The following is a 19,489-nucleotide window of genomic DNA, read 5'->3' on the forward strand; positions in this document are numbered from 1 at the left end:
CCCCCGACAGGCGGGCGGTCCGATCCATGACCCCACCAGCTACTCTTTCGGAAAGAGAAAGCCATGACAGGCACCATGAACGCGGGCGCGCCCCGCACGCTGTACGACAAGATCTTTGACGCCCATGTGGTCGAGCGGGCCGAGGACGGCACCTGCGTGCTGTACATCGACCGCCACCTGGTCCACGAGGTGACCTCGCCCCAGGCCTTCGAGGGGCTGCGCATGGCCGGGCGCAAGGTGCGCCGGCCCGACCAGACCATCGCCGTGCCGGACCACAACGTGCCGACCACGCCTGACCGCGTGAACGGGATCGAGAACCCCGAGGGCCGCATCCAGGTCGCGGAGCTGGACAAGAACGCCCGCGAGTTCGGCCTGAACTATTACCCGATGAGCGACATCCGCCAGGGCATCGTGCATATCGTCGGCCCCGAACAGGGCTGGACCCTGCCCGGCATGACCGTCGTCTGCGGCGACAGCCACACCGCGACGCATGGCGCCTTTGGGGCGCTGGCGCATGGCATCGGCACCTCCGAGGTGGAGCACGTCCTGGCCACCCAGACGCTGATCCAGAAGAAATCGAAGAACATGAAGGTCGAGATCACCGGCCGCCTGATGCCCGGCGTCACCGCCAAGGACATCACGCTGGCGGTGATCGGCAAGACCGGCACCGCCGGCGGCACCGGCTATGTCATCGAATACTGCGGCGAGGCGATCCGCGCCCTGTCGATGGAAGGCCGCATGACCGTCTGCAACATGGCGATCGAGGGCGGCGCCCGCGCCGGGCTGATCGCGCCGGACGAAAAGACCTTCGAATACTGCATGGGCCGCCCGCATGCCCCCAAGGGCGCGGCCTGGGAAGCCGCCGTCGCCTGGTGGAAGACGCTGTTTTCCGACGAGGGCGCGCATTGGGACAAGGTCGTCACCATCCGCGGCGAGGACATCGCCCCGGTCGTGACCTGGGGCACCTCGCCCGAGGACGTGCTGCCGATCACCGCCGCCGTCCCCGCCCCCGAGGATTTCGAGGGCGGCAAGGTCGAGGCCGCGCGCCGCAGCCTGGACTATATGGGCCTGAAGCCCGGCACGCCGCTGGAGGAGATCAAGATCGACGCGGTCTTTATCGGGTCCTGCACCAACGGCCGGATCGAGGACCTGCGCGCCGCCGCCGGCATCCTGAAGGGCCAGAAGCTGGCGCCGGGCGTGCGGGGCATGGTCGTCCCCGGCTCGGGCCTGGTCCGCATGCAGGCCGAGGAGGAGGGCCTGGACAAGATCTTCACCGATGCCGGGTTCGAATGGCGGCTGGCGGGCTGTTCCATGTGCCTGGGCATGAACCCCGACCAGCTGGCGCCGGGCGAGCGCTGCGCCGCAACCTCGAACCGCAACTTCGAGGGCCGCATGGGCCGGGGCGGGCGCACGCATCTGATGTCGCCGGTGATGGCGGCGGCGGCGGCGATCAGGGGCCACCTGACCGACGTGCGCGCGCTTATCTCTGAAACGGTCTGACGGCGGCTGGGCGGGGCGCGCTGTCCCGCCCGGCCAGCCACAGGGCATTGACGGCGATCAGGAAAAGCCCCGCGTTCTCGAACCAGAAGTTGAACGGGAGACGCGCGAAATCCATGCTGATGAGTTGGTCCACGTGATGAAAGCCCACCGCCCGCACCAGGACGAAACCGCAGAGCACGGCAAGGCCCAGAAGGGCCAGCCCGTTCATGCGCAGCCGTCCCTTGAGCGAACGGAGCGCGACCGTCAGGACCAGCACCACCAGCAGGATGAGGCCCGCGATGAAGCCCAGCTGCACCAGCGCGCGGTTGTCGTACCAGCCCTGGGCATGGGCCATGCAGCGCCCGGTCGCGGTCAGCGCGGTCTGCAGGTCGAGCTGCTTGTTCAGCGCCAGAAAGCCCATCAGCGGCGCGATGCCCAGCCACAGCCCGCGCGCGGCCTGGGGCGGGCGGCGGGTCAGCACCCGCACCGCCAGAACCATGCACAGCAGATAGGCCAGGACCGTCAGCCAGCCCGTCACCTCCGGGTCGCCGATGGCGGGCGTCCAGTCGCGGGACACGCAGGCGCGCAGCGCCGCGAAACTTGCAAAGCCAAACATATGAAACATCCTTGCGGCGGAACTCGGAAACCGGCGCGAAAAGGTTAACGGCCGCAGGGGCGGCCAGTCAATTCCACGAGGACATCCATGGACAAGTTCACCACCCTGACCGGCATCGCGGCCCCCATGCCGCTGGTCAACATCGACACCGACATGATCATCCCCAAGCAGTTCCTGAAGACGATCCATCGTTCGGGCCTGGGCAAGAACCTGTTCGACGAGATGCGCTACAACCCCGACGGCAGCGAAGTCCCGGATTTCGTGCTGAACCAGCCGGCCTATCGCCAGGCCGAGATCATCGTGGCGGGCGACAATTTCGGCTGCGGGTCGTCGCGCGAGCACGCGCCCTGGGCGCTGCTGGATTTCGGCATCCGCTGCGTGATCTCGACCAGCTTTGCCGACATCTTCTTCAACAACTGCTTCAAGAACGGCATCCTGCCCATCGTCATGCCGCCCGAAGTGGTCGAGGTGCTGATGGAGGATGCCCGCAAGGGCGCCAACGCGCGCATGACGGTCGATCTGGAAAACCAGACCGTGACGACCTCGGACGGGCAGAGCTTTCCGTTCCAGGTGGACCCGTTCCGCAAGCACTGCCTGCTGAACGGGTTGGACGACATCGGCCTGACCATGGAGAAGGCCCCCGCCATCGACGCCTACGAGGCGCAGATGGCCCAGAGCCGGCCTTGGGTCTGATCCGGCTGATCGCGCTGCTGTCGGCGCTGGCCGCCCCGGCGGCCTGGGGCCAGCCGCTGCGGATCGCCACGTTCGACCCCGGCCTGTCGCGCGACGGGCCGGGGCTTTTGTTGCGCGATCTTGGCCGCAAGGACGCGCAGATCGACGCGGTTCTGGGCGTGATCGCGGCGGTGCGGCCCGACATCCTGCTGCTGACCGGCTTTGACTGGGACCACGAGGGGCGCGCGCTGGCCGCCTTTCGCGCCCGGCTGGCGGCGGCGGGGGTGGACTACCCCCATGCCTTCGCCGGGCGGCCGAACGCGGGCATGGTCACCGGGCTGGACATGGACGGCGACGGGCGGCGCGGCACGCCCGACGACCGGCAGGGCTTTGGCCGGTTTTCGGGCCAGGGCGGCATGGTCCTGCTGTCGCGCCACCCGATCGGGCCGGTCACGGATTACAGCGGTTTCCTGTGGCGCGACCTGCCCGGCAACCGGATGCCCCCGGCCCCGCCCGAGGTGGCGGCGGTGCAGCGCCTGCCATCGGTGGCGCATTGGGATGCGGTGGTGACGGTCGGCGGGCGGGGGCTGCATGTGCTGGCGATGGCGGCCTCGCCCCCGGCCTTCGGGCGGGGCGAGCGCAACATCGGGCGCAACCACGACGAGCTGGCCTTCTGGCTGGGGCACCTGCCGGACGCGCCCTTCGTGCTGGCGGGCAAGCTGAACATGGATGCCCTTGACAGCGCGGGCGACCCGGGCGCGCTGGCGCGGATCATGGCGCGGGTGCAGGACCCCCTGCCCCGCAGCGAAGGCGGGCGGCGCGCCGGCGCGCTGGGGGTGAACGCGGCGCAGAAGGGGGACCCGGGGCTGGACACCGGCGACTGGCCCGACGACAGGCCGCCGGGCAACCTGCGGGTGGATTACGTCCTGCCGGGAAAGGGGCTGGGCGTTCTGGGCGCGGGCGTCCACTGGCCCGAGGACGGGACCGCCGAGGCCGCCTCCAGCCATCGGCTGGTCTGGGTGGACATCGACTGGCCCCTAGCGCCCTAGCGGCCGGGCGGCAGCAGCACCAGGCAGCTGTCGCGCCCGTCGGCCTGGATGGTGCGCGCGCCCGAGACGATGGCCCGGGTCCGGGCCGAGCCGGTCTGCGGGTTGCGCGTCTTGGGCGCGGGCAGGATCGAGGCCAGCGCCGCCGCCTGCGCCATCGTCAGCCGGTCGGGGGTGGTCTTGAAATAGTGCTGCGCCGCGGCGTGGACGCCGAAGACGCCGCGCCCGAACTCGGCCAGGTTCAGATAGACCTCGACGATGCGGCGCTTGGACCAGAGCGCCTCGATCATCGGGGTGTAGAGCGTTTCCAGCGCCTTGCGCGGCCAGCTGCGGCCCTGCCACAGAAAGACGTTCTTGGCGGTCTGCTGGGTGATGGTCGATGCCCCCCGGCTGGAGCCCGAGGCGATGACGCGGCGGATCTCGACCATGTCGAAGCCCCAGTGGCGGCAGAAATTGGCGTCCTCGGCGGCGACGACGGCGCGCACCATCTGGGGGGCGATGTCGTCGATGTCGGTCCATTGCCGTTCGGCGCGGCCCGGGAATTCGCGCTGGCCGGCGATGATGGTCCAGCTGGTCGGCGGGTTCACGACCGAGAACAGCAGGACCAGCGCCGCCATCAGCGCCAAGAGCCGCAGCCCGATCCAGCGCAGCCAGCCGGCCAGCCACCAGGCGCCCCGGCGCAGCGGGCGCAGGCGGCGGCGGGCCCTTGGCGCATCGCTCTGGGCCAGGGCCTCGGGGTCGGGAAGGGTGTCGCTGCGGCGGGGCATGGCCGCGTCCTGTCACGGCCAGCCCCTTTGCGTCAAGCGTCCCGCGCCCGCGCCCCCGTCACGAGGACGAGGCGAAGCCCGAGGAGCTGGTGCCCTGGCCCGAGGCGGGGGCGGTTTCGGATTCCGCCGCGGCGGCGCCGGAGGCGGGGGCGGTGTCGGCCGCCGGAACCCCGAGCGCGCTGCCGAGCTTGCCGCCGGCGAAGGCCTCGCGCAGCCGCTCCTCCTGGGCGTCGGGCAGCGAGGTCTGCAGCACGCGGCCGCGCAGGCGGAAGCTTTCCAGCCGCGCCAGCACCTTGTCGGCCGTCATCTTGCGCACCAGGATGAACACCGCCGAGCCGCCGGGCGGGATCGACTGGCCGAGGCTGCGCATGAAGTCGTCGTTGATCCCGACATCGCTGAGCTTGCCCGCGATCGCCCCCGAGGCCGCGCCGACCGCCGCGCCGAGCAGAGGGTTCAGGAACAAAAGCCCGACCAGCGTGCCCCAGAAGCCGCCGCCCACCGCGCCGGCGGCGGTCAGGTTCACCGCCTGGTGCAGCTGGATGTCTTCGGCCGAGGGACGGGTGACGACCACCGCGTCCTCGAGCTGGATCAGGTATTCGGTCTGCATCTTGACCAGTTCGCTGCGCAGCTCGAAGCCCGTCGCCTCGTCATCGAAGGCAATGACCACAAGATCGGACATGCTGAAAATCCTTTCGGTTGTGCGGCGGGGATCGCCGCGAGGGAACACCCGGGCCCTGACCGGGTTTCGTTGACACAGGCACCGTTGCGGCGCTTCGCCCTTGTCTCGGCCCGGCGTTATGGTGCCAAATGCAAGCGTCGCTCGCCAGACCCATTGACCCAGGAGTTTTCATGTTGATCCAGCTTGTCCAGTTCGAGGTGCGCCCCGGCCAGCGGGACGCCTTTGTCGCGGCCTTCCGGATCAACTGGGAGGGGACGCGGGCCGAGCCGGGCAACATCCGCTTCGACCTGCTGGCCGACCCCGAGGACGAGAACCGCTTCCATTGCTACGAGATCTTTGCCGACGAGGCGGCGCTGGACGCCCATCGCGCGACCGAGCATTACCGGCGCTGCGTCGAGCTGATCGGGCCGCTGACCACGGGCAGCCGCAGCAAGCGGTTCTTTTCCCCGGTGCTGGTCGAGGGGGCGGCCGGGGAGCGGGCGGCCGAGAGCACGGGGGACCGCGCCTGAGCCATGCCCAACCCCCTGCGCCCCTATAGCGCGCGCCTGCGCAAGCTTGCCCGTCGCCCCGAGCCGCATTTCACCGACGGCGCCGTCGAGACCTGGGAGGAGGCGTCGGCCTCGACGCTGGTGTTCCGCCCCTCGGTCAGCCTGCCGGGCCAGGTCGGCCGCATCCGGGCCAGCGTCTTCGCCACCCTGCCCGAGACCATCGAGGCGCTGACCCGCGACGGCGAGGCCTGGGAAGGGCCGACCATGGGCTGGCGCTTTCGCGACGTCGACCTGGTGGACGGGGTGCTGTACCGGCCCGGAGCCGAGCTGCATCTGCGCAGCCGCCGGAACCGGCTGGGGCTGGCGTTCCAGCCCCGGGAAACGGTCAGCGCGGCGCTTTACGAGACCTGGACCACGAACCGCTGGTTCGGAAGCTGGCTGATGGACGGGCTGGTGACCTGGCCCCTGGCGCAGGCGACTGGCATGGCGATGACCACGGCCCCCGCCCCCGCGCCGAACAGCCATGCCGCGCGCTACGAGGCGTTGCTGGGCGTGACCCCGGACCGCATCGCGGGCGACGTGCATTTCGACGAGCTGGTGCTGTTCGGCGATCTGTCGAACAACGCCGACAAATGGCGCCGCCAGCGCGAACTGCGCGACCGGCTGCTGGCCGGGCGCAGCCCCGCGCCGGTGCCGGGCGTGTTCCTGCTGCGCGGGCGCGGCGGCGACCTGCGGCTGCTGCGCAACGAGGCGGAGTTGGCCGAGCGGCTGGAGCGCGAGCGCGGCTTTCTGGTCATCGACCCGCTGAAGGTCACGGCGGACGACCTGATCGAGGCCTGCGGGAACGCCCGCGCCATCGTCGGCGTCGAGGGCAGCCATCTGGTCCACGGCATCAACGTCGCGCCCCCGGACGCCGCCATCGTGCCGATCCAGCCGCCCGACCGGGTGGCCGCCACGCTGAAGCAGCTGTCCGACCGGCTGGGCCAGCGTTACGGCCTGCTGGTGGCCGAGGGCAACGACACGGTCTTTACCCTGGACTGGAGCGATCTGGCGCGGACGCTGGACCTGTTCGACTGAAGCGTTCCGAGGACGGCGCGGGGTCGGGTGGGTATTTGGGCAACAAGGAAACCCTGCCATGTTGCCCTGCCGGGCGACCCGCGCGCTTCGTCCGGCCCTATTCCCCGCGCGGGAAGCGTTTGGAATCCTCGAGCACGTTCAGGTCCATGTGGTTGCGCATGTAGCGTTCGGAGGCCTGCATCAGCGGCTGGTGGTCCCAGGGGAAATAGGCGCCGTTGCGCAGCGCCTCGTAGACCACCCAGCGGCGGGCCTGGCTTTCGCGCACCTCGGCGTCATAGGCGTCGAGATCCCAGCGGTCGGCCGCCATCGCCCGCAGGCGGTCCAGCGCCGGGGCGCAGGCGGGGTCGGCGGCGCGGTTCACCTGTTCGGCGGGATCCTCGGCCAGGTTGAAGAGCATTTCGGGGTCGGCCTTGCAGGCGATGTATTTCCAGTCGCCGTCGCGCAGGCAGACCAGCGGCGCGATGCTGCCCTCGGCCGCATATTCCATCGCCACCGGGCCGCGGTCGGCCGCGCCGCGGGCCAGCGAACGGCCGTCGGTCCAGGGCATCACCTCGTCCATCGAGATGCCGGCGAGGTCGCAGAGCGTCGGCAGCACGTCGATGGTCGAGACGGGCGTGTCGATGCGGCCGGGCGCCATGCCGGGGGCGGCGATCATCAGGGGCACGCGGGCCGAGGGTTCGAAGAAGTTCATCTTGAACCACAGGCCGCGCTGGCCCAGCATCTCGCCATGGTCGGACAGGAAGAGGACGATGGCCTCTTGCCGGGTGCGCGTGAGCACGTCCATCAGCTCGCCCAGCTTGTCGTCGATATAGCTGATGTTGGCAAAATAGCCCTGGCGCGCGCGGCGGATGTGGTCGGGCGTGACGGTCAGGCCGCGCCAGTCGCAGGCGTCCATCAGGCGCTGCGAATGGGGGTCCATGTCCTGGTAGTCCATGCCTGCGGGCGGTTCGAGTTCCGGGATGCCGTCGTACAGGTCCCAATACTTGCGCCGGGCGACGAAGGGGTCGTGCGGATGGGTAAAGCTGACCGTCAGGCACCAGGGCCGGTCGTCATTGCCGCGCGACAGGTCGTAGAGCTTGCGGGTGGCGTTGTAGGCCACCTCGTCGTCGTATTCGTACTGGTTGGTGATCTCGGCCACGCCGGCGCCGGTGACCGAGCCGAGGTTGTGATACCACCAGTCGATCCGCTCGCCCGGCTTGCGATAGTCGGGGGTCCAGCCGAAATCGGCGGGATAGATGTCGGTGGTCAGCCGCTCCTCGAACCCGTGCAGCTGGTCGGGGCCGACGAAATGCATCTTGCCCGACAGGCAGGTGTGATAGCCCGCCCGGCGCAGGTGGTGGGCATAGGTCGGGATGTCCGAGCAGAACTCGGCCGCGTTGTCATAGACCCGGGTGCGGCGGGGCAGCTGGCCCGACATGAAGCTGGCCCGGCCCGGTGCGCAAAGCGGGCTGCCGGTATAGCAGTTCGCATAGCGCGTCGCGCGTTCGGCCAGCGCCCGCAGGTGCGGAACATGCAGGAAATCGGCGGGGCCGTCGGGGAACAGGACCCCCGACAGCTGGTCCGCCATGACGATCAGGATATTGGGTCGTTTCACTTATTCCACCGAGGCGAGGACTGCATCCGCGCCGGGTTTTCCATCCAGAGTGGTGACGCCGTCAAGCCATGCTTTCGCCGCATCGGGATTGGCCTTGATCCAGTCCTTCGCAGCATCGGTCGCATCCGCGCCCTCGTCCAGGATCTTGCCCATCAGCTGGTTTTCCTGGTCCACGGTAAAGACCATCTGCCGGAAGAGCTTGGCGACATTCGGGCAGGCCGCGACCCATTCCTTGCGGGCGACGGTGTGGACGGTGGCGCCGCCGAAGTTCGGGCCGAACTCCTCGTCGCCGCCCGACAGGTAGGTGATCTTGAGGTTCACGTTCATCGGATGCGGCGCCCAGGCCAGAAAGACCGAAGGGGTGCCCGCGCCGTCGTTGCGCGCAACCTGCGCCAGCATCGCCTGTTCGCCCGATTCGACCAGTTCCCAGTCGCCCAGGCCGAACTTGTCCTCGGCGATCATCTTGGCGATGGACTGGTTGGCGGGGGCGCCGGGCTCGATGCCGTAGATCTTGCCCTGGAAGGCGTCCTTGTGCGCGTCGAGATCGGCGAAGTCCTTGACGTTCAGGTCCTTGGCGGCGTCGGTCACGGCCAGGGTGAACTTGGCGCCCTCGAGGTTCTGGACCAGCACCTCGGTCACGCCCGAGGCGTCGAGGTCGTCGCGGAACTTCTGCTGGGCCGGCATCCAGTTGCCCAGGAAGACGTCGGTGTCGCCCTTTTTCAGCGCCTCGTAGCCGACGGGGACGGACAGGGTGGCAACGTTGGGCTTGTAGCCGAGGCCGGTCAGCACGGCGGTGGCGACGCCGTTCGTGGCGGTGATGTCGGTCCAGCCCGGGTCGGACAGGCGGACGGTTGCGCAGTGCGCCGGGTCCTGGGCCAGGGCGGGCAGGGCGGCGGCGGCGGTCAGGAGAGCGGCGGCGGCGGTGATCCTTGCGCTTCGGGTCATGGCGTTCCTCTGCTGTTGGGCGGGCCTTGGCGCCCGGCACTGGCGGACATCAGCCCACAGCCCGCAGCGGCACGCAAGCGGTTTCCGGCGGGCGGGCGCGCGCGCCACCCATCCCGGTTGAAACCCGGGCCCCCGAGGCGTATCAGACGGGATGGTTCGCGACAAAGCCGGTTTTCCCCAGATGAACAGTCAGTCCACGATTCGCCTTTACCACATTGCGCTGTCGCCGTTCTGCCGCAAGGTGCGGCTGGTGCTGGCCGAGAAGCGGATCGAGGTCGAGCTGGTCGAGGACCGCTACTGGGAGCCGGGCTCGGAAATCTGGCGCCGCAACCCGGCGGGCAAGCTGCCGGTCTTGCGCATGGATGGCCGGCTGCTGGCCGAAAGCCAGGCGATCTGCGAATACCTGGACGAAAGCGTCCCGACCCCCGCGCTGATGCCCCATGCCGCCATCGACCGCTACGAGGTGCGGCGGCTGTGTTCCTGGTTCGACGACAAGTTCAACGCCGAATGCACCCGCCCGGTGATGAACGAGCGGGTCTGGAAGAAGGTCATGCGCGCCGGATACCCCGACAGCCGCACCGTCAAGGCCGGCCTCTCGGCGATCCGCTATCACATGGACTACATGAAATCGCTGCTGGAGCACCGGCGCTGGCTGGCGGGCGACGTGATGACGCTGGCCGATTTCACGGCGGCGGCGCATATTTCCTGTCTCGACTACATCTCGGACGTGGACTGGACCCATTCGACCGAGGTGCAGGAATGGTATGCCAAGATCAAGTCGCGCCCGGCCTTCCGCAGCCTGCTGGCCGACCACCTGCCGGGGGTGCACCCGGCGCCGCATTATGCGCTGCTGGATTTCTGACCCGGTCGAGATCCGTTCGCGGCTGACCGAGCAGGCCCGGGCCGAGGGGTTTTCGGCCCTGGGCATCTGCGCCCCCGACGCCAACCCGCAGCTGCCCGAACGGCTGGCGGCGTTCCTGGAGCAGGGCCGCCACGGCCAGATGGACTGGATGGCGGATCGCGCGCATTGGCGTGCCGATCCGTCCGCGCTGTGGCCCGAGGCGCGGTCGGTCATCATGCTGGCCGAGCTTTACACCCCGGGCCACGACCCGCTGGCGGTGCTGGACCAGCGTGATCGCGGCGCGGTCAGCGTCTATGCCCAAGGCCGCGATTATCACGACCTGGTCAAGAAGCGGCTGAAGCGGCTGGGCGGCTGGCTGGTCAACCTGACCGGGTGTGAGATCAAGGTGTTCGTGGACACCGCCCCGGTGATGGAGAAGCCGCTGGCGCAGGCGGCGGGGCTGGGCTGGCAGGGCAAGCACACCAACCTTCTGTCGCGGACCTTAGGCAGCTGGTTCTTCCTGGGCGCGATCTTCACCACGCTGGAACTGCCCCGCGACGCGCCCGAGGCCGAGCGGTGCGGGTCCTGCCGCGCCTGCCTGGACGCCTGCCCGACCGGCGCCTTTCCCGCGCCCTATCAGCTGGATGCGCGGCGCTGCGTGTCCTATCTGACGATCGAGCATCGCGGCCCGGTCGATCCCGAACTGCGCCCGGGCTTGGGCAACCGCATCTATGGCTGCGACGACTGCCTGGCCGCCTGTCCCTGGAACAAGTTCGCGCAAGAGGCCAGCGAGATGCGCTATCACGGCCCGCATGGCGCGCCGGCGCTGGCCGAGCTGGCGCAGCTGGACGATGCGGCGTTCCGAGCGCGTTTTTCGGGCAGTCCGATCAAGCGGATCGGGCGCGACCGCATGGTTCGAAACGTGCTTTACGCCATCGGCAATTCGGGGCTTGCACATCTGCGGCCCTTGGCCGAAGCCTTGCGCGATGATCCCGATCCCGCGGTCGCCGACGCGGCCGGCTGGGCCTGCGAACGGTTGCCATGATCCCGACCCAATCAAGCCCGCTGCGCGGCATCCTGCTGAAAAGCCTCAGCGTCGTCGTGTTCACGGTGATGTCGTCCCTGGTCAAGGCCACTGCCGGGGGCGCGCTGCCGATTCCGCCGGGGCAGCAGATGTTCTTCCGCTCCTTCTTTGCCATCCCGGTCATCCTGGTCTGGCTTGCGATGCGCGGGGAACTGGGCGTCGGCCTGCGCACGCACCGGCCGATGGGGCATTTCTATCGCGGGCTGGTCGGCAGCGCCGCCATGTGCATGAGCTTCTGGGCCTTGGCGCTGCTGCCCCTGCCCGAGGTCACGGCCATCGGCTATGCCGCGCCGCTGCTGACGGTGATCCTGGCCGCGATGTTTCTGGGCGAGCCGGTGCGCCTGTTCCGCTTGTCGATGGTGGCGCTGGGCCTGCTGGGGGTGGTGATCGTCTTGTCGCCCCGGCTGGGCGCCGGCGTCACGGGCGACCCGCGCCACAGCCTGGGCGCGGTCGTCACGCTGACCGGGGCGGCCTGCACCGCCATGGCCATGATCTTTGTGCGCAAGCTGGCGCAAGAGGAGCGCACCTCGGCCATCGTGTTCTGGTTTTCGGTCACCTCGACGCTGCTGGGCCTGCTGACGCTGCCGTTCGGCTGGGTCATGCCCGACGCGGGCACCCTGGCCATGCTGGTCGCGATCGGGCTGCTGGGGGGCGTGGCGCAGATCCTGCTGACCTCGGCCTATCGCTATGCCGATGCCTCGCTGATCGCGCCCTTCGACTATGTGTCGATGGTGCTGGCGCTGCTGATCGGCTGGTTCGTCTTTGCCGAGGCCCCGACCGGCGCCATGCTGGCCGGCGCCGCCCTGGTCATCCTGGCGGGCATCCTGATCATCTGGCGCGAACGCCAGCTGGGGCTGGAGCGCAACCGCCAGCGCAAGGCGATGACGCCGCAGGGCTAGGGATCAGGGCTGGCCCGAAAAGCCGAAGGCCACATAGTCGCGCAGATAGGCCCGCTTGGCCGCGCCGCGCAGTTTCTGGTCGTTCAGAAAGGCGGGCATCGGCTCGGGCACGGGCAGATCGGCCGGGGCCTTGATCCCGGCGCTGGCCGCAAGCCAGGACAGGTCGCGCGCCAGATCGCTTTCGCGCAGCACCATGTCGGGCGCGCCGAAGCGGGAAAACCCGGCCAGGACCTCGGACTGGCTGGCCCAGCCGGGATAGGTCGGCAAGGTGGTCTGGGCGTTCAGGTTGCGGCGCAGGAAATCCAGGAACGCCTCGAACAGCTCGGCCTGCCGGCCTTCCGGCAGGTCCGCCAGCGCCTCCTCGGGCGGCAGCGGCACGCGGTGGATGCGGCGCATCAGCTCGCGCAGTTCGGCGTTCTTGCCGTGGATGAGCGAGGCGAAGGCGGTCCAGGCGCGGCGCAGCGGGTGGCGCAGCACGGTGAAGCTGCGGTGGCCGGGGTGGTCGCGCTTCCACTGGCGCAGGCCGTTCTGGTTCAGGTCCCCCGCGACCGCGCCCATCGCCCTAAGCCAGGTCTCGACCGGGCCCGAGGGGCCGCCCTTGATCGGCATGAAGACCAGCCCCCGCCCCGCCTCGGCCGCCAGGAAGCTGGGCACGTTCGGGCCCTTGCGCGGCTCGAAGTTCGGGATCTTGCGCAGCGCGAAGGGGTCGAGCCGGGCCAGTTCCGCCTGCATCTGGTCGAAGTTCTGGACCTTTTCGGACAGTTCGCGCGGGTTTTGCGGCACCTGATCGTTGGCCGGCTCGACCCGCTCCAGTTCGGTGCGGCCCAGCCAGTGCAGCAGGCCCGTCATCACGTCCGCGTCGCGCAGATCCTCGTACCCCAGCCAGAAGGCGGTCTGGCCGGTGACCTGCAGGCGGTGCTGGATCTTCAGCTGGAACTCCTCGACCTCGGCCAGGACCTGGCGGAACTCGGCCCCGTCGAAGGGGACCGAGGCGGGAATCGGGGTCTCGGTCTCGTTCAGCTTCCACTGGTTGGTCTGGCGGGCGAGCGCGGTCGAGACGTAGCTGTCGACCGGGTTGCGGGTCAGCACGATCTTGGCGCAGGCGCGGTCGTCCAGGATCGCGTCGAGGACGCGGGGATCGTGGTCGTGGAAATAGCGAAAGCCCGACAGGTGGTTGGGCTTGTCCCACAGCGCCCGCAGCAGGCGCATCGGGTCGGCCTCGCGCTCGGCGCGGGTGATGCCCTTCAGTTCGTCCTTGTCGGGCCAGCCCATCATGTAGGGGTTGAACGCCTCGCCAAAGCAGGTGACGCGCTTGACGGCGTTCAGCGTCGCCTCGAGCAGGTTCGAGCCGGTGCGCATTTCCGCAAAGATCACGAAGCGCTGGAAGGTCTGGGTCATGTCAGGCGGGATCCTTGGTCGGAAGGGTGTCGGTCACGGGGAAATCCCCCATGAGCTGGGGCCGCAGCCCCGCGTTGCGCAGCCGTTGCAGGAACCGCCCCATGCCCGCCAGTTCGCGCATCGCCGGCAGGTTGGCGGCGGATTCGGGATCGCCGCCCAGATCGCGCAGCACCGATTGCAGCGCACCGGCGGGGCGGGCGCAGAAATCGCCCAGGTTCCAGATCCGGGTGCGCGCCTTGAGCCAGACCGAGTTCAGCACGTCGATCTGCGCCAGTTCGGTGCGCTGCAGGATGGCCGCGACCCGGCGGATGTCGTCGAAGGGCATGCCCGAATGCAGCAGCGGCACTGCCCAGGCGCCGGTGATGACGAAGATCCGGGCGTTCGGGTCGGTCGCCATCAGCCAGTTCAGGTTCTGCTGGTCGCGCGGGCTGTACTGGATGACCTGCATCCGCGGCGACACCCGGATCAGGTTGGCGATGAAGCCGCGCGGGTCCATGTCGCGCAGCTGCGCGCTGTCCGAGAGCCCCCCCGGCCCGATCCGGCGCTGACCGGCGTATTCGACCCCGTGCTGGGCCATGACATGGCCGTGGACATCGGCATCCAGGCGCTGGCCCAGCCAGTCGGGGAAATCGGGAAAGATGTCGGTAAAGCCCTGCATCACCGCATAGGCGGCCGAGGTCTTGCCGTTCTCGCGGTCCTTCAGCGGATAGCGGCTTTGCATGTAAAGCCCGGGGCGCCCCAGGCGGCGACGCGCGACGGCCTGGCCGATCACGCGGTCGATGCGCTCGGGCTGCGGCTCGGCGGCCGAGGGCGCGCCCTGCGCCGGGCGGGGGAAATGGGCGTAAAGCGTGGTCGCGTTGGGCCAGATCTTGCGGGCGACGAAGCAGCGCGATTCCTCGAGCATCTGGCAATGGTCGTTGTAGAAGATATAGGGCTTGCCCTGATCGTCGAACTTGGAGAGCGTCAGCGACCGGCTTTCGATGCGGTTGGAATGCAGCCGCGCCAGGGTCTGGAAATAGCTTTCGTCGGGGATCCAGACGCGGTTGAAATACTGGTCGTATTCCGGCCGCCGGGGGTCCTGCAGGATCGCCAGCAGCGTCTGGCGGGTCAGGCACCACCATTGCGACCCCAGGTGCGGGACCAGCCCCTCGGGGATCTTGCGGCGGATCTTCCAGCGGCGCTGGAAATCGACATAGCGGTCGAACAGCCGGCGGTGGCGGCGATAGGCAAAGGGAAAGCGCAGGGTGAAGCGTTCCTCGTTCAGCCCGCCGACGGTCCAGCCCACGTCCTCGGCCGTGACGCTTTCGATGAAGTCGCGCCGCGGATAGCGCGACAGGAAGGCCACCAGATCCGCCACCGGCCGCAGCGGCAGGCACGAGCCCGAGACGGTCAGCACATGCGTCACCTCGGGGAAGCGCTCCAGCAGCAGTTCCGCCGCATCCTGCGTCGCGCGGACCAGGCTGAACATGCCCCATTCGCAGCTGTAGCGCGGCGACACGACGATCCGGTCCTGGCCGGCCAGGTCCGTCATCAGCGTCGCGAAGGCATCGCGCGAGACATCGGCATCGACATGGATCACGACACGGGCGCCGCCTTCGGCCCAGACGCGGGCCATCCGCGTGGCCGTCGGCATCTCGTTGTGGCACAGCATCACCACGCCCAGCTGCACCGGCCCCGGCGCACCCGTCCTGTCCGCCGCGCCCGTCATGCCCAGTTCCCCTTGGAGATCAGGCCCAGATCCTCGAGCTGGCGCCAGTCCTCGAGCCTGCGCGATTCCTCGCACCAGAAATCGGGATCGTCCTGCAGGCCCGAGTGATAGGCCATGTATTCCTGGCTGTCGGCGTAATGCTGGCGGCGCGACAGCTCCTCGGCCGATTTCTCGACGAAGGTGGACAGGAACTTGGCGTGCAGCAGGCAGCCCGAGGCCTTTTCGCCCCCGTCCTCGTCATAGACCACATTGAGCGAGCGCGGCAGCAGCATGTGCGTCGAACTGACATAGACATAGGGCCGTTCCCAGCGCACCAGCGGGATCTTGTTCAGAGCCGGGCCCTTTTCGGGATTGTCGGGAAAGAACACCCGGCCGCGCGGCCCGCCCTGGATCCACAGGTTCCAGTATTCGCCGTTCTTGCGGATCGTGTAGTTCGCCGGATCGAACCAGTTGGCGATCTGGAACGGGTCGCCCCCCTCGCGGTAGGGCTGGGCGTTCAGCGGGCCCTTGGGATACATGTCCAGCAGCATGGCCGAGAAGGACCGCACCGCCGACGCGTCGAGCCAGTCCGTCAGCGCCTTCAGCGGCCGGGAATCGTGGTGGGGATAGATCAGGAACTCGTCGGGATCGACCGTCACGCACCAGTGCCCGGCGCCATGGCGGCGCAGCAGCCAGTTCATCCAGTCCATGCCAAAGCGCGATTCCTTGTAGCTGGCATGGGTCAGCCAGACCGACACGTCCATCTGCTCGGTCAGGTATTCGCGTCCGCCGTCGTCCGAGCCGTTGTCCACGACCAGGAAGTGCTGCACCCCCATGCGCCGGTAATAGTCCAGGAAGAACGGCAGCCGGATCTTTTCGTTGCGCAGCACCATGAACAGCAGGATGTCGCCCGGGCGGATGCGGCGGGTGCGGTCCTGCACCGGCTTCAGCGCGCGGCCACGTCGGATCGCCCGCGCCAGCAGATATTGCCTGCGGGCGCGCAGCCTGAGTTTCTTGCGAAAGATCCTGAAAAAGCGCGGCACGGGTCTTGTTCACATCCTATCGCGGCATAGCGCCTGCCGCCCCGGCAGGCAATCGTTCCCTGATCGCGGCCGCGACCTGGGCAAAGTGGCCGTCCCATTGCGGCACCGGATGGGGCGGCAGGCGCAGGGGCAAAGCCGCCGCCAGCAGCGCCACGGCCCCGGCCCAGGCGCGGGCATCGTCGGGTGGCAGGTACCGGGCGTAACCGCCCAGCAGCTCGCGTGCAACCGGAAGTGGTGCGGAGATGACGGGAATGCCCCGCGCCGCCGCCTCGGTCAGGGGCAGGCCGAAGCCTTCGGCGCGGCTGGGCATCAAGAGGCCGTGGCTGCGGCCCAGGAGTTCCGCCACCGCGCCGTCGTCCAGCCCGTTCAGTTCCCGCACCGGCCCGCCCGGCGGCAGCGCGTCGAGCCGGGCGAAGGTTTCCGCGTTTTCCCAGCCGCGGCTGCCGACGATGAACAGCTGCGGCAGGCGCGGCGGGTCCAGCCGGCGGGAGAGTTCCTGCCAGGCGTCCAGCAGCAGGGCGTGGTTCTTGCGCGGCTCGATCGTGCCCAGGGTGACGAAGAAGGGCCGCGACAGGTCCAGGCCGGGCGGCAGCCCCGCCGGATCGGGCGCGGCCAGGCGCGTGCCGATGGGGGCGGCGACCACCGGCAGGGCACGGCGCTGGCGCAACCTGCCCTGCCAGTCCCGCACCGACTGGGCGCTGGCCTGCGATACGGTCAGCACCAGGTCGGCGCCGGCCAGCACCGCGGCGAAGCGGTCGCGAAACAGCGCGCTCTGGCCCTGGCGGGTATATTCGGGATGATCCAGCGGGATGGCGTCGTGGACCATGACCACGCGCGGCAGCGGCGACAGGGCGGCCATCACCCGCCGGTCCCAGTTGGCATGGCCAAGGTTCAGATAGGCCGCATCCGCGCCCAGCCGGCGCGCGACATCGGCGCCGAGCCCCCGGGGCGCGCGGCCATAACGGCGCAGCGCCATGCGCCGCAGCCCCCGGACCGCCCGCAGCCGCAGCGTGTCACGGCCCAGCAGGCGGTGCCACGGGCCGGGGCGCGGCAGGTCGGCCAGATCGCCCGCCAGCCAGCGCAGCAGCGCCGCCCCGGCGGGGGGCGGCAGCAGCAGCTGGCCGCGCGGCACGCGGCACAGCAGCAGGTGGTCGCGGGTTTGCAGATGGGCCAGCCATTCGGCCTCGACCCGGTCGATCCCGGTGGCGGTGCCGCGCCCCAGCCGGGACAAGAGCCGCGAGATGTCCAGCAGGATCGCCGGATCAGCGGGCATAACCGCCGTTCTGGTGCCAGCGCCAGGCATCGGCCACCATCTGCTGCATGGTCGAACGCGCCGGGTTCCACCCCAGGACCGAGACGGCCTTTTCGCTGCCCGAGACCAGCTTGACCGCATCGCCACCGCGCCGCGGCCCGTCCTGCATGGGCACGGGCCGGTTGGTGACATGACGCGCCTCGGCCACGACCTCGCGCACCGAGAAGCCGTTGCCGGTGCCCAGGCAGAACACCTCGTGACCGCCGTCCGCGACCTTGCCGGCCAGCAGGTGGCGCAGGCCCAGCACATGCGCATCGACCAGGTCCATGACATGGACATAGTCGCGGATGCAGGTCCCGTCCGGCGTCGGATAGTCGGTGCCGTGGATGGTCAGCGCCGCGCGCTTGCCGTCGACGGCGTCCAGGATCAGCGGGATCAGGTGGGTTTCGGGCTGGTGGAATTCGCCCACCTCGCCATCGGGGTCCGCGCCCGCCACGTTGAAATAGCGGAAGATCACCGAACGCAGCCCGTCCGAGGCGCCGAAATCCTTCAGCATGTCCTCGATCGCGCGCTTGGAGGCGCCATAGGCGTTCAGCGGCGTCTGGACAGTGTTTTCGTCCAGCACCACCCCATCATGGTCGCCATAGGTCGCGCAGGTCGAGGAAAAGACGAAGTTCCCGACCCCGGCGGCCAGCGTCGCCTCGATGAGGTTCAGCGAGGCGCTGACATTGCCGCGCCAGTACTTGCCCGGCTCGCGCATTGCCTCGCCCACCTGGCTCAGCGCGGCGAAATGCATCACCGCGACGGGCTTGTGGGTGGCAAAGACCTGGTCCAGCCGCGCGCGGTCCATCAGGTCGCCCTGCTCGAAGGGGCCGAACTTCACCGCCTCCTGCCAGCCGGTGCACAGGTTGTCATAGGTCACGGGCACGAAGCCCGCGTCGCGCAATGCCTTGCAGGCGTGCGAGCCGATATAGCCGGCGCCGCCCGTCACCAATACGGTCTGGGTCATGGTTATTCGGCGGCTTTTCGCATGGCCATGACATCGGCCAGATAGTCGGCGAATTCGTCCTTGAGCTCATCCCGGGCCAGGCCGAAGGCGACGGTCGCCTGCAGGAAGCCGGCTTTCGAGCCGCAGTCGAAGCGCTGGCCGCGGAAGCGCAGGCCGAAGACGTCGCGCCCCTCCTCGATCTCGTCGGCGATGGCGTCGGTCAGCTGGATCTCGCCGCCGGCCCCCTGCTTGAGCTTGTTGAGGTTTTCCATGACGGTCGAGGCCAGGATGTAGCGCCCGATCACCGCCAGGTTCGAGGGCGGGTTTTCCTTGGGCTTTTCGACCATGCCCTTGGCGCGCACGATGGCGCCCATGTCCTCGGCCACGTCGAGAACGCCGTAGGACTTGGTCTTTTCGAGCGGGACCTCCATGGTCGCGACCATGGTGCCGCCGGTTTCCTGATAGGCCTCGATCATCTGCTGCAGGCAGGGCGGCTCGCCCATGATGACGTCGTCGGTCAGGATCACGGCCACGGGTTCGTCATGGACCAGGCGGCGGGCGCACCAGACCGCGTGGCCAAGGCCCAGGGCCTTGTGCTGGCGGACATAGGCGATGGCGCCCGAATCCATGTTGGTCGACCGCAGGATATCCAGCAGGTCGTTCTTGCCGGCCTTTTTCAGGCTGGATTCCAGTTCGTGGGAATGGTCGAAATAATCCTCGAGCGCGCCCTTGCCGCGCGAGGTGACGAAAATGAATTCCTCGATCCCGGCGGCGCGCGCCTCGTCGATCGCATATTGGATCAGGGGGCGGTCGACCAGCGTCATGATTTCTTTCGGGACGCTTTTGGTGGCAGGCAGAAAACGGGTTCCGAGGCCGGCAACCGGGAAGATCGCCTTGGTGACTTTGCGGCTCATCAATATGGTCTCCTGATGTC

Annotated in this window: 19 protein-coding genes; 8 read left to right on the forward strand and 11 right to left on the reverse strand. The window is 69.0% G+C overall.

The annotated features are described in order from the left end of the window. Positions 1-63: 63 nt before the first annotated feature. Positions 64-1,500, forward strand: coding sequence for a 3-isopropylmalate dehydratase large subunit (gene leuC / locus BU28_RS0120900; protein WP_028721159.1), 1,437 nt, complete (start codon positions 64-66; stop codon positions 1,498-1,500). Here the strand turns inward: leuC and BU28_RS0120905 are convergent. Then, complete coding sequence (locus BU28_RS0120905) at positions 1,481-2,095, reverse strand: hypothetical protein (RefSeq protein ID WP_223251948.1); 615 nt, start codon at positions 2,093-2,095, stop codon at positions 1,481-1,483. The two genes, leuC and BU28_RS0120905, sit on opposite strands and share 20 nt — an antisense overlap. A gap of 87 nt (positions 2,096-2,182) precedes the next feature. Between BU28_RS0120905 and leuD the strand changes: the two genes are divergently transcribed. Further along, complete coding sequence (gene leuD, locus BU28_RS0120910; RefSeq protein WP_028721161.1) at positions 2,183-2,788, forward strand: 3-isopropylmalate dehydratase small subunit; 606 nt, start codon at positions 2,183-2,185, stop codon at positions 2,786-2,788. Beyond that, the gene (locus BU28_RS0120915) at positions 2,779-3,816 is read left to right on the forward strand and encodes an endonuclease/exonuclease/phosphatase family protein (protein WP_036763972.1); all 1,038 of its coding nucleotides are present in this window, start codon (positions 2,779-2,781) and stop codon (positions 3,814-3,816) included. Before leuD ends, BU28_RS0120915 begins: the two co-directional genes overlap by 10 nt. On the opposite strand, the gene mtgA is transcribed toward BU28_RS0120915, so the two are convergent. Together mtgA and BU28_RS0120925 are read right to left on the reverse strand one after the other, a co-directional pair. Beyond that, positions 3,813-4,580 carry a monofunctional biosynthetic peptidoglycan transglycosylase gene (mtgA, locus tag BU28_RS0120920; RefSeq protein ID WP_028721163.1) on the reverse strand — a complete coding sequence of 256 codons (768 nt, stop codon included), beginning with the start codon at positions 4,578-4,580 and terminating at the stop codon, positions 3,813-3,815. The genes BU28_RS0120915 and mtgA overlap by 4 nt on opposite strands. Before the next feature lie 58 nt (positions 4,581-4,638). Continuing rightward, positions 4,639-5,259, reverse strand: coding sequence for a DUF1269 domain-containing protein (locus BU28_RS0120925; protein ID WP_028721164.1), 621 nt, complete (start codon positions 5,257-5,259; stop codon positions 4,639-4,641). Positions 5,260-5,429: 170 nt separating this feature from the next. Here BU28_RS0120925 and BU28_RS0120930 point away from each other — a divergent pair, with 170 nt between their 5' ends. Both BU28_RS0120930 and BU28_RS0120935 read left to right on the forward strand, forming a co-directional pair. Further along, a complete protein-coding gene (locus BU28_RS0120930; RefSeq protein WP_028721165.1) occupies positions 5,430-5,768 on the forward strand; it encodes an antibiotic biosynthesis monooxygenase in 339 nt (112 codons plus the stop codon). A gap of 3 nt (positions 5,769-5,771) precedes the next feature. Continuing rightward, positions 5,772-6,824, forward strand: coding sequence for a glycosyltransferase 61 family protein (locus BU28_RS0120935; protein ID WP_028721166.1), 1,053 nt, complete (start codon positions 5,772-5,774; stop codon positions 6,822-6,824). 97 nt (positions 6,825-6,921) lie between these two features. On the opposite strand, the gene betC is transcribed toward BU28_RS0120935, so the two are convergent. Together betC and choX are read right to left on the reverse strand one after the other, a co-directional pair. Then, positions 6,922-8,418 (reverse strand): choline-sulfatase, encoded by a 1,497-nt coding sequence (gene betC, locus BU28_RS0120940; protein ID WP_028721167.1) that lies wholly within the window; start codon positions 8,416-8,418, stop codon positions 6,922-6,924. Next, positions 8,419-9,363: a choline ABC transporter substrate-binding protein gene (gene choX, locus BU28_RS0120945; RefSeq protein ID WP_028721168.1), complete on the reverse strand. Its 945-nt coding sequence runs from the start codon at positions 9,361-9,363 to the stop codon at positions 8,419-8,421. 181 nt (positions 9,364-9,544) lie between these two features. Between choX and fzlA the strand changes: the two genes are divergently transcribed. The 3 genes from fzlA to BU28_RS0120960 are packed head-to-tail and all read left to right on the forward strand — an operon-like array spanning position 9,545 to position 12,187. Continuing rightward, entirely contained in the window at positions 9,545-10,225 is a 681-nt protein-coding gene (fzlA, locus tag BU28_RS0120950) for an FtsZ-binding protein FzlA (RefSeq protein WP_028721169.1), read from the forward strand. Continuing rightward, a complete protein-coding gene (gene queG / locus BU28_RS0120955; RefSeq protein WP_028721170.1) occupies positions 10,206-11,249 on the forward strand; it encodes a tRNA epoxyqueuosine(34) reductase QueG in 1,044 nt (347 codons plus the stop codon). The genes fzlA and queG overlap by 20 nt, the downstream gene beginning before the upstream one ends. After that, positions 11,246-12,187, forward strand: a complete 942-nt coding sequence (locus tag BU28_RS0120960) for a DMT family transporter (RefSeq protein WP_028721171.1) — start codon at positions 11,246-11,248, stop codon at positions 12,185-12,187. Before queG ends, BU28_RS0120960 begins: the two co-directional genes overlap by 4 nt. A gap of 3 nt (positions 12,188-12,190) precedes the next feature. On the opposite strand, the gene BU28_RS0120965 is transcribed toward BU28_RS0120960, so the two are convergent. From BU28_RS0120965 to BU28_RS0120990, 6 genes are read right to left on the reverse strand one after another with little or no spacing between them, the layout of a single operon-like run. Continuing rightward, complete coding sequence (locus BU28_RS0120965; protein WP_028721172.1) at positions 12,191-13,585, reverse strand: hypothetical protein; 1,395 nt, start codon at positions 13,583-13,585, stop codon at positions 12,191-12,193. Position 13,586: 1 nt separating this feature from the next. Then, a complete protein-coding gene (locus BU28_RS0120970) occupies positions 13,587-15,293 on the reverse strand; it encodes a beta-1,6-N-acetylglucosaminyltransferase (RefSeq protein ID WP_223850348.1) in 1,707 nt (568 codons plus the stop codon). Continuing rightward, positions 15,290-16,315 carry a glycosyltransferase family 2 protein gene (locus BU28_RS0120975; RefSeq protein ID WP_081791498.1) on the reverse strand — a complete coding sequence of 342 codons (1,026 nt, stop codon included), beginning with the start codon at positions 16,313-16,315 and terminating at the stop codon, positions 15,290-15,292. Before BU28_RS0120975 ends, BU28_RS0120970 begins: the two co-directional genes overlap by 4 nt. A gap of 16 nt (positions 16,316-16,331) precedes the next feature. Beyond that, entirely contained in the window at positions 16,332-17,588 is a 1,257-nt protein-coding gene (locus tag BU28_RS0120980) for a glycosyltransferase family 4 protein (RefSeq protein WP_028721175.1), read from the reverse strand. Then, positions 17,578-18,576, reverse strand: coding sequence for a UDP-glucose 4-epimerase GalE (gene galE / locus BU28_RS0120985; protein WP_028721176.1), 999 nt, complete (start codon positions 18,574-18,576; stop codon positions 17,578-17,580). The genes BU28_RS0120980 and galE overlap by 11 nt, the downstream gene beginning before the upstream one ends. Before the next feature lie 2 nt (positions 18,577-18,578). Next, on the reverse strand, positions 18,579-19,469 hold the full coding sequence (locus BU28_RS0120990; RefSeq protein WP_028721177.1) for a UTP--glucose-1-phosphate uridylyltransferase: 891 nt from the start codon (positions 19,467-19,469) through the stop codon (positions 18,579-18,581). Positions 19,470-19,489: the final 20 nt, after the last annotated feature.

Source organism: Paracoccus yeei ATCC BAA-599 (genome assembly GCF_000622145.1).
Taxonomy (GTDB): domain Bacteria; phylum Pseudomonadota; class Alphaproteobacteria; order Rhodobacterales; family Rhodobacteraceae; genus Paracoccus; species Paracoccus yeei.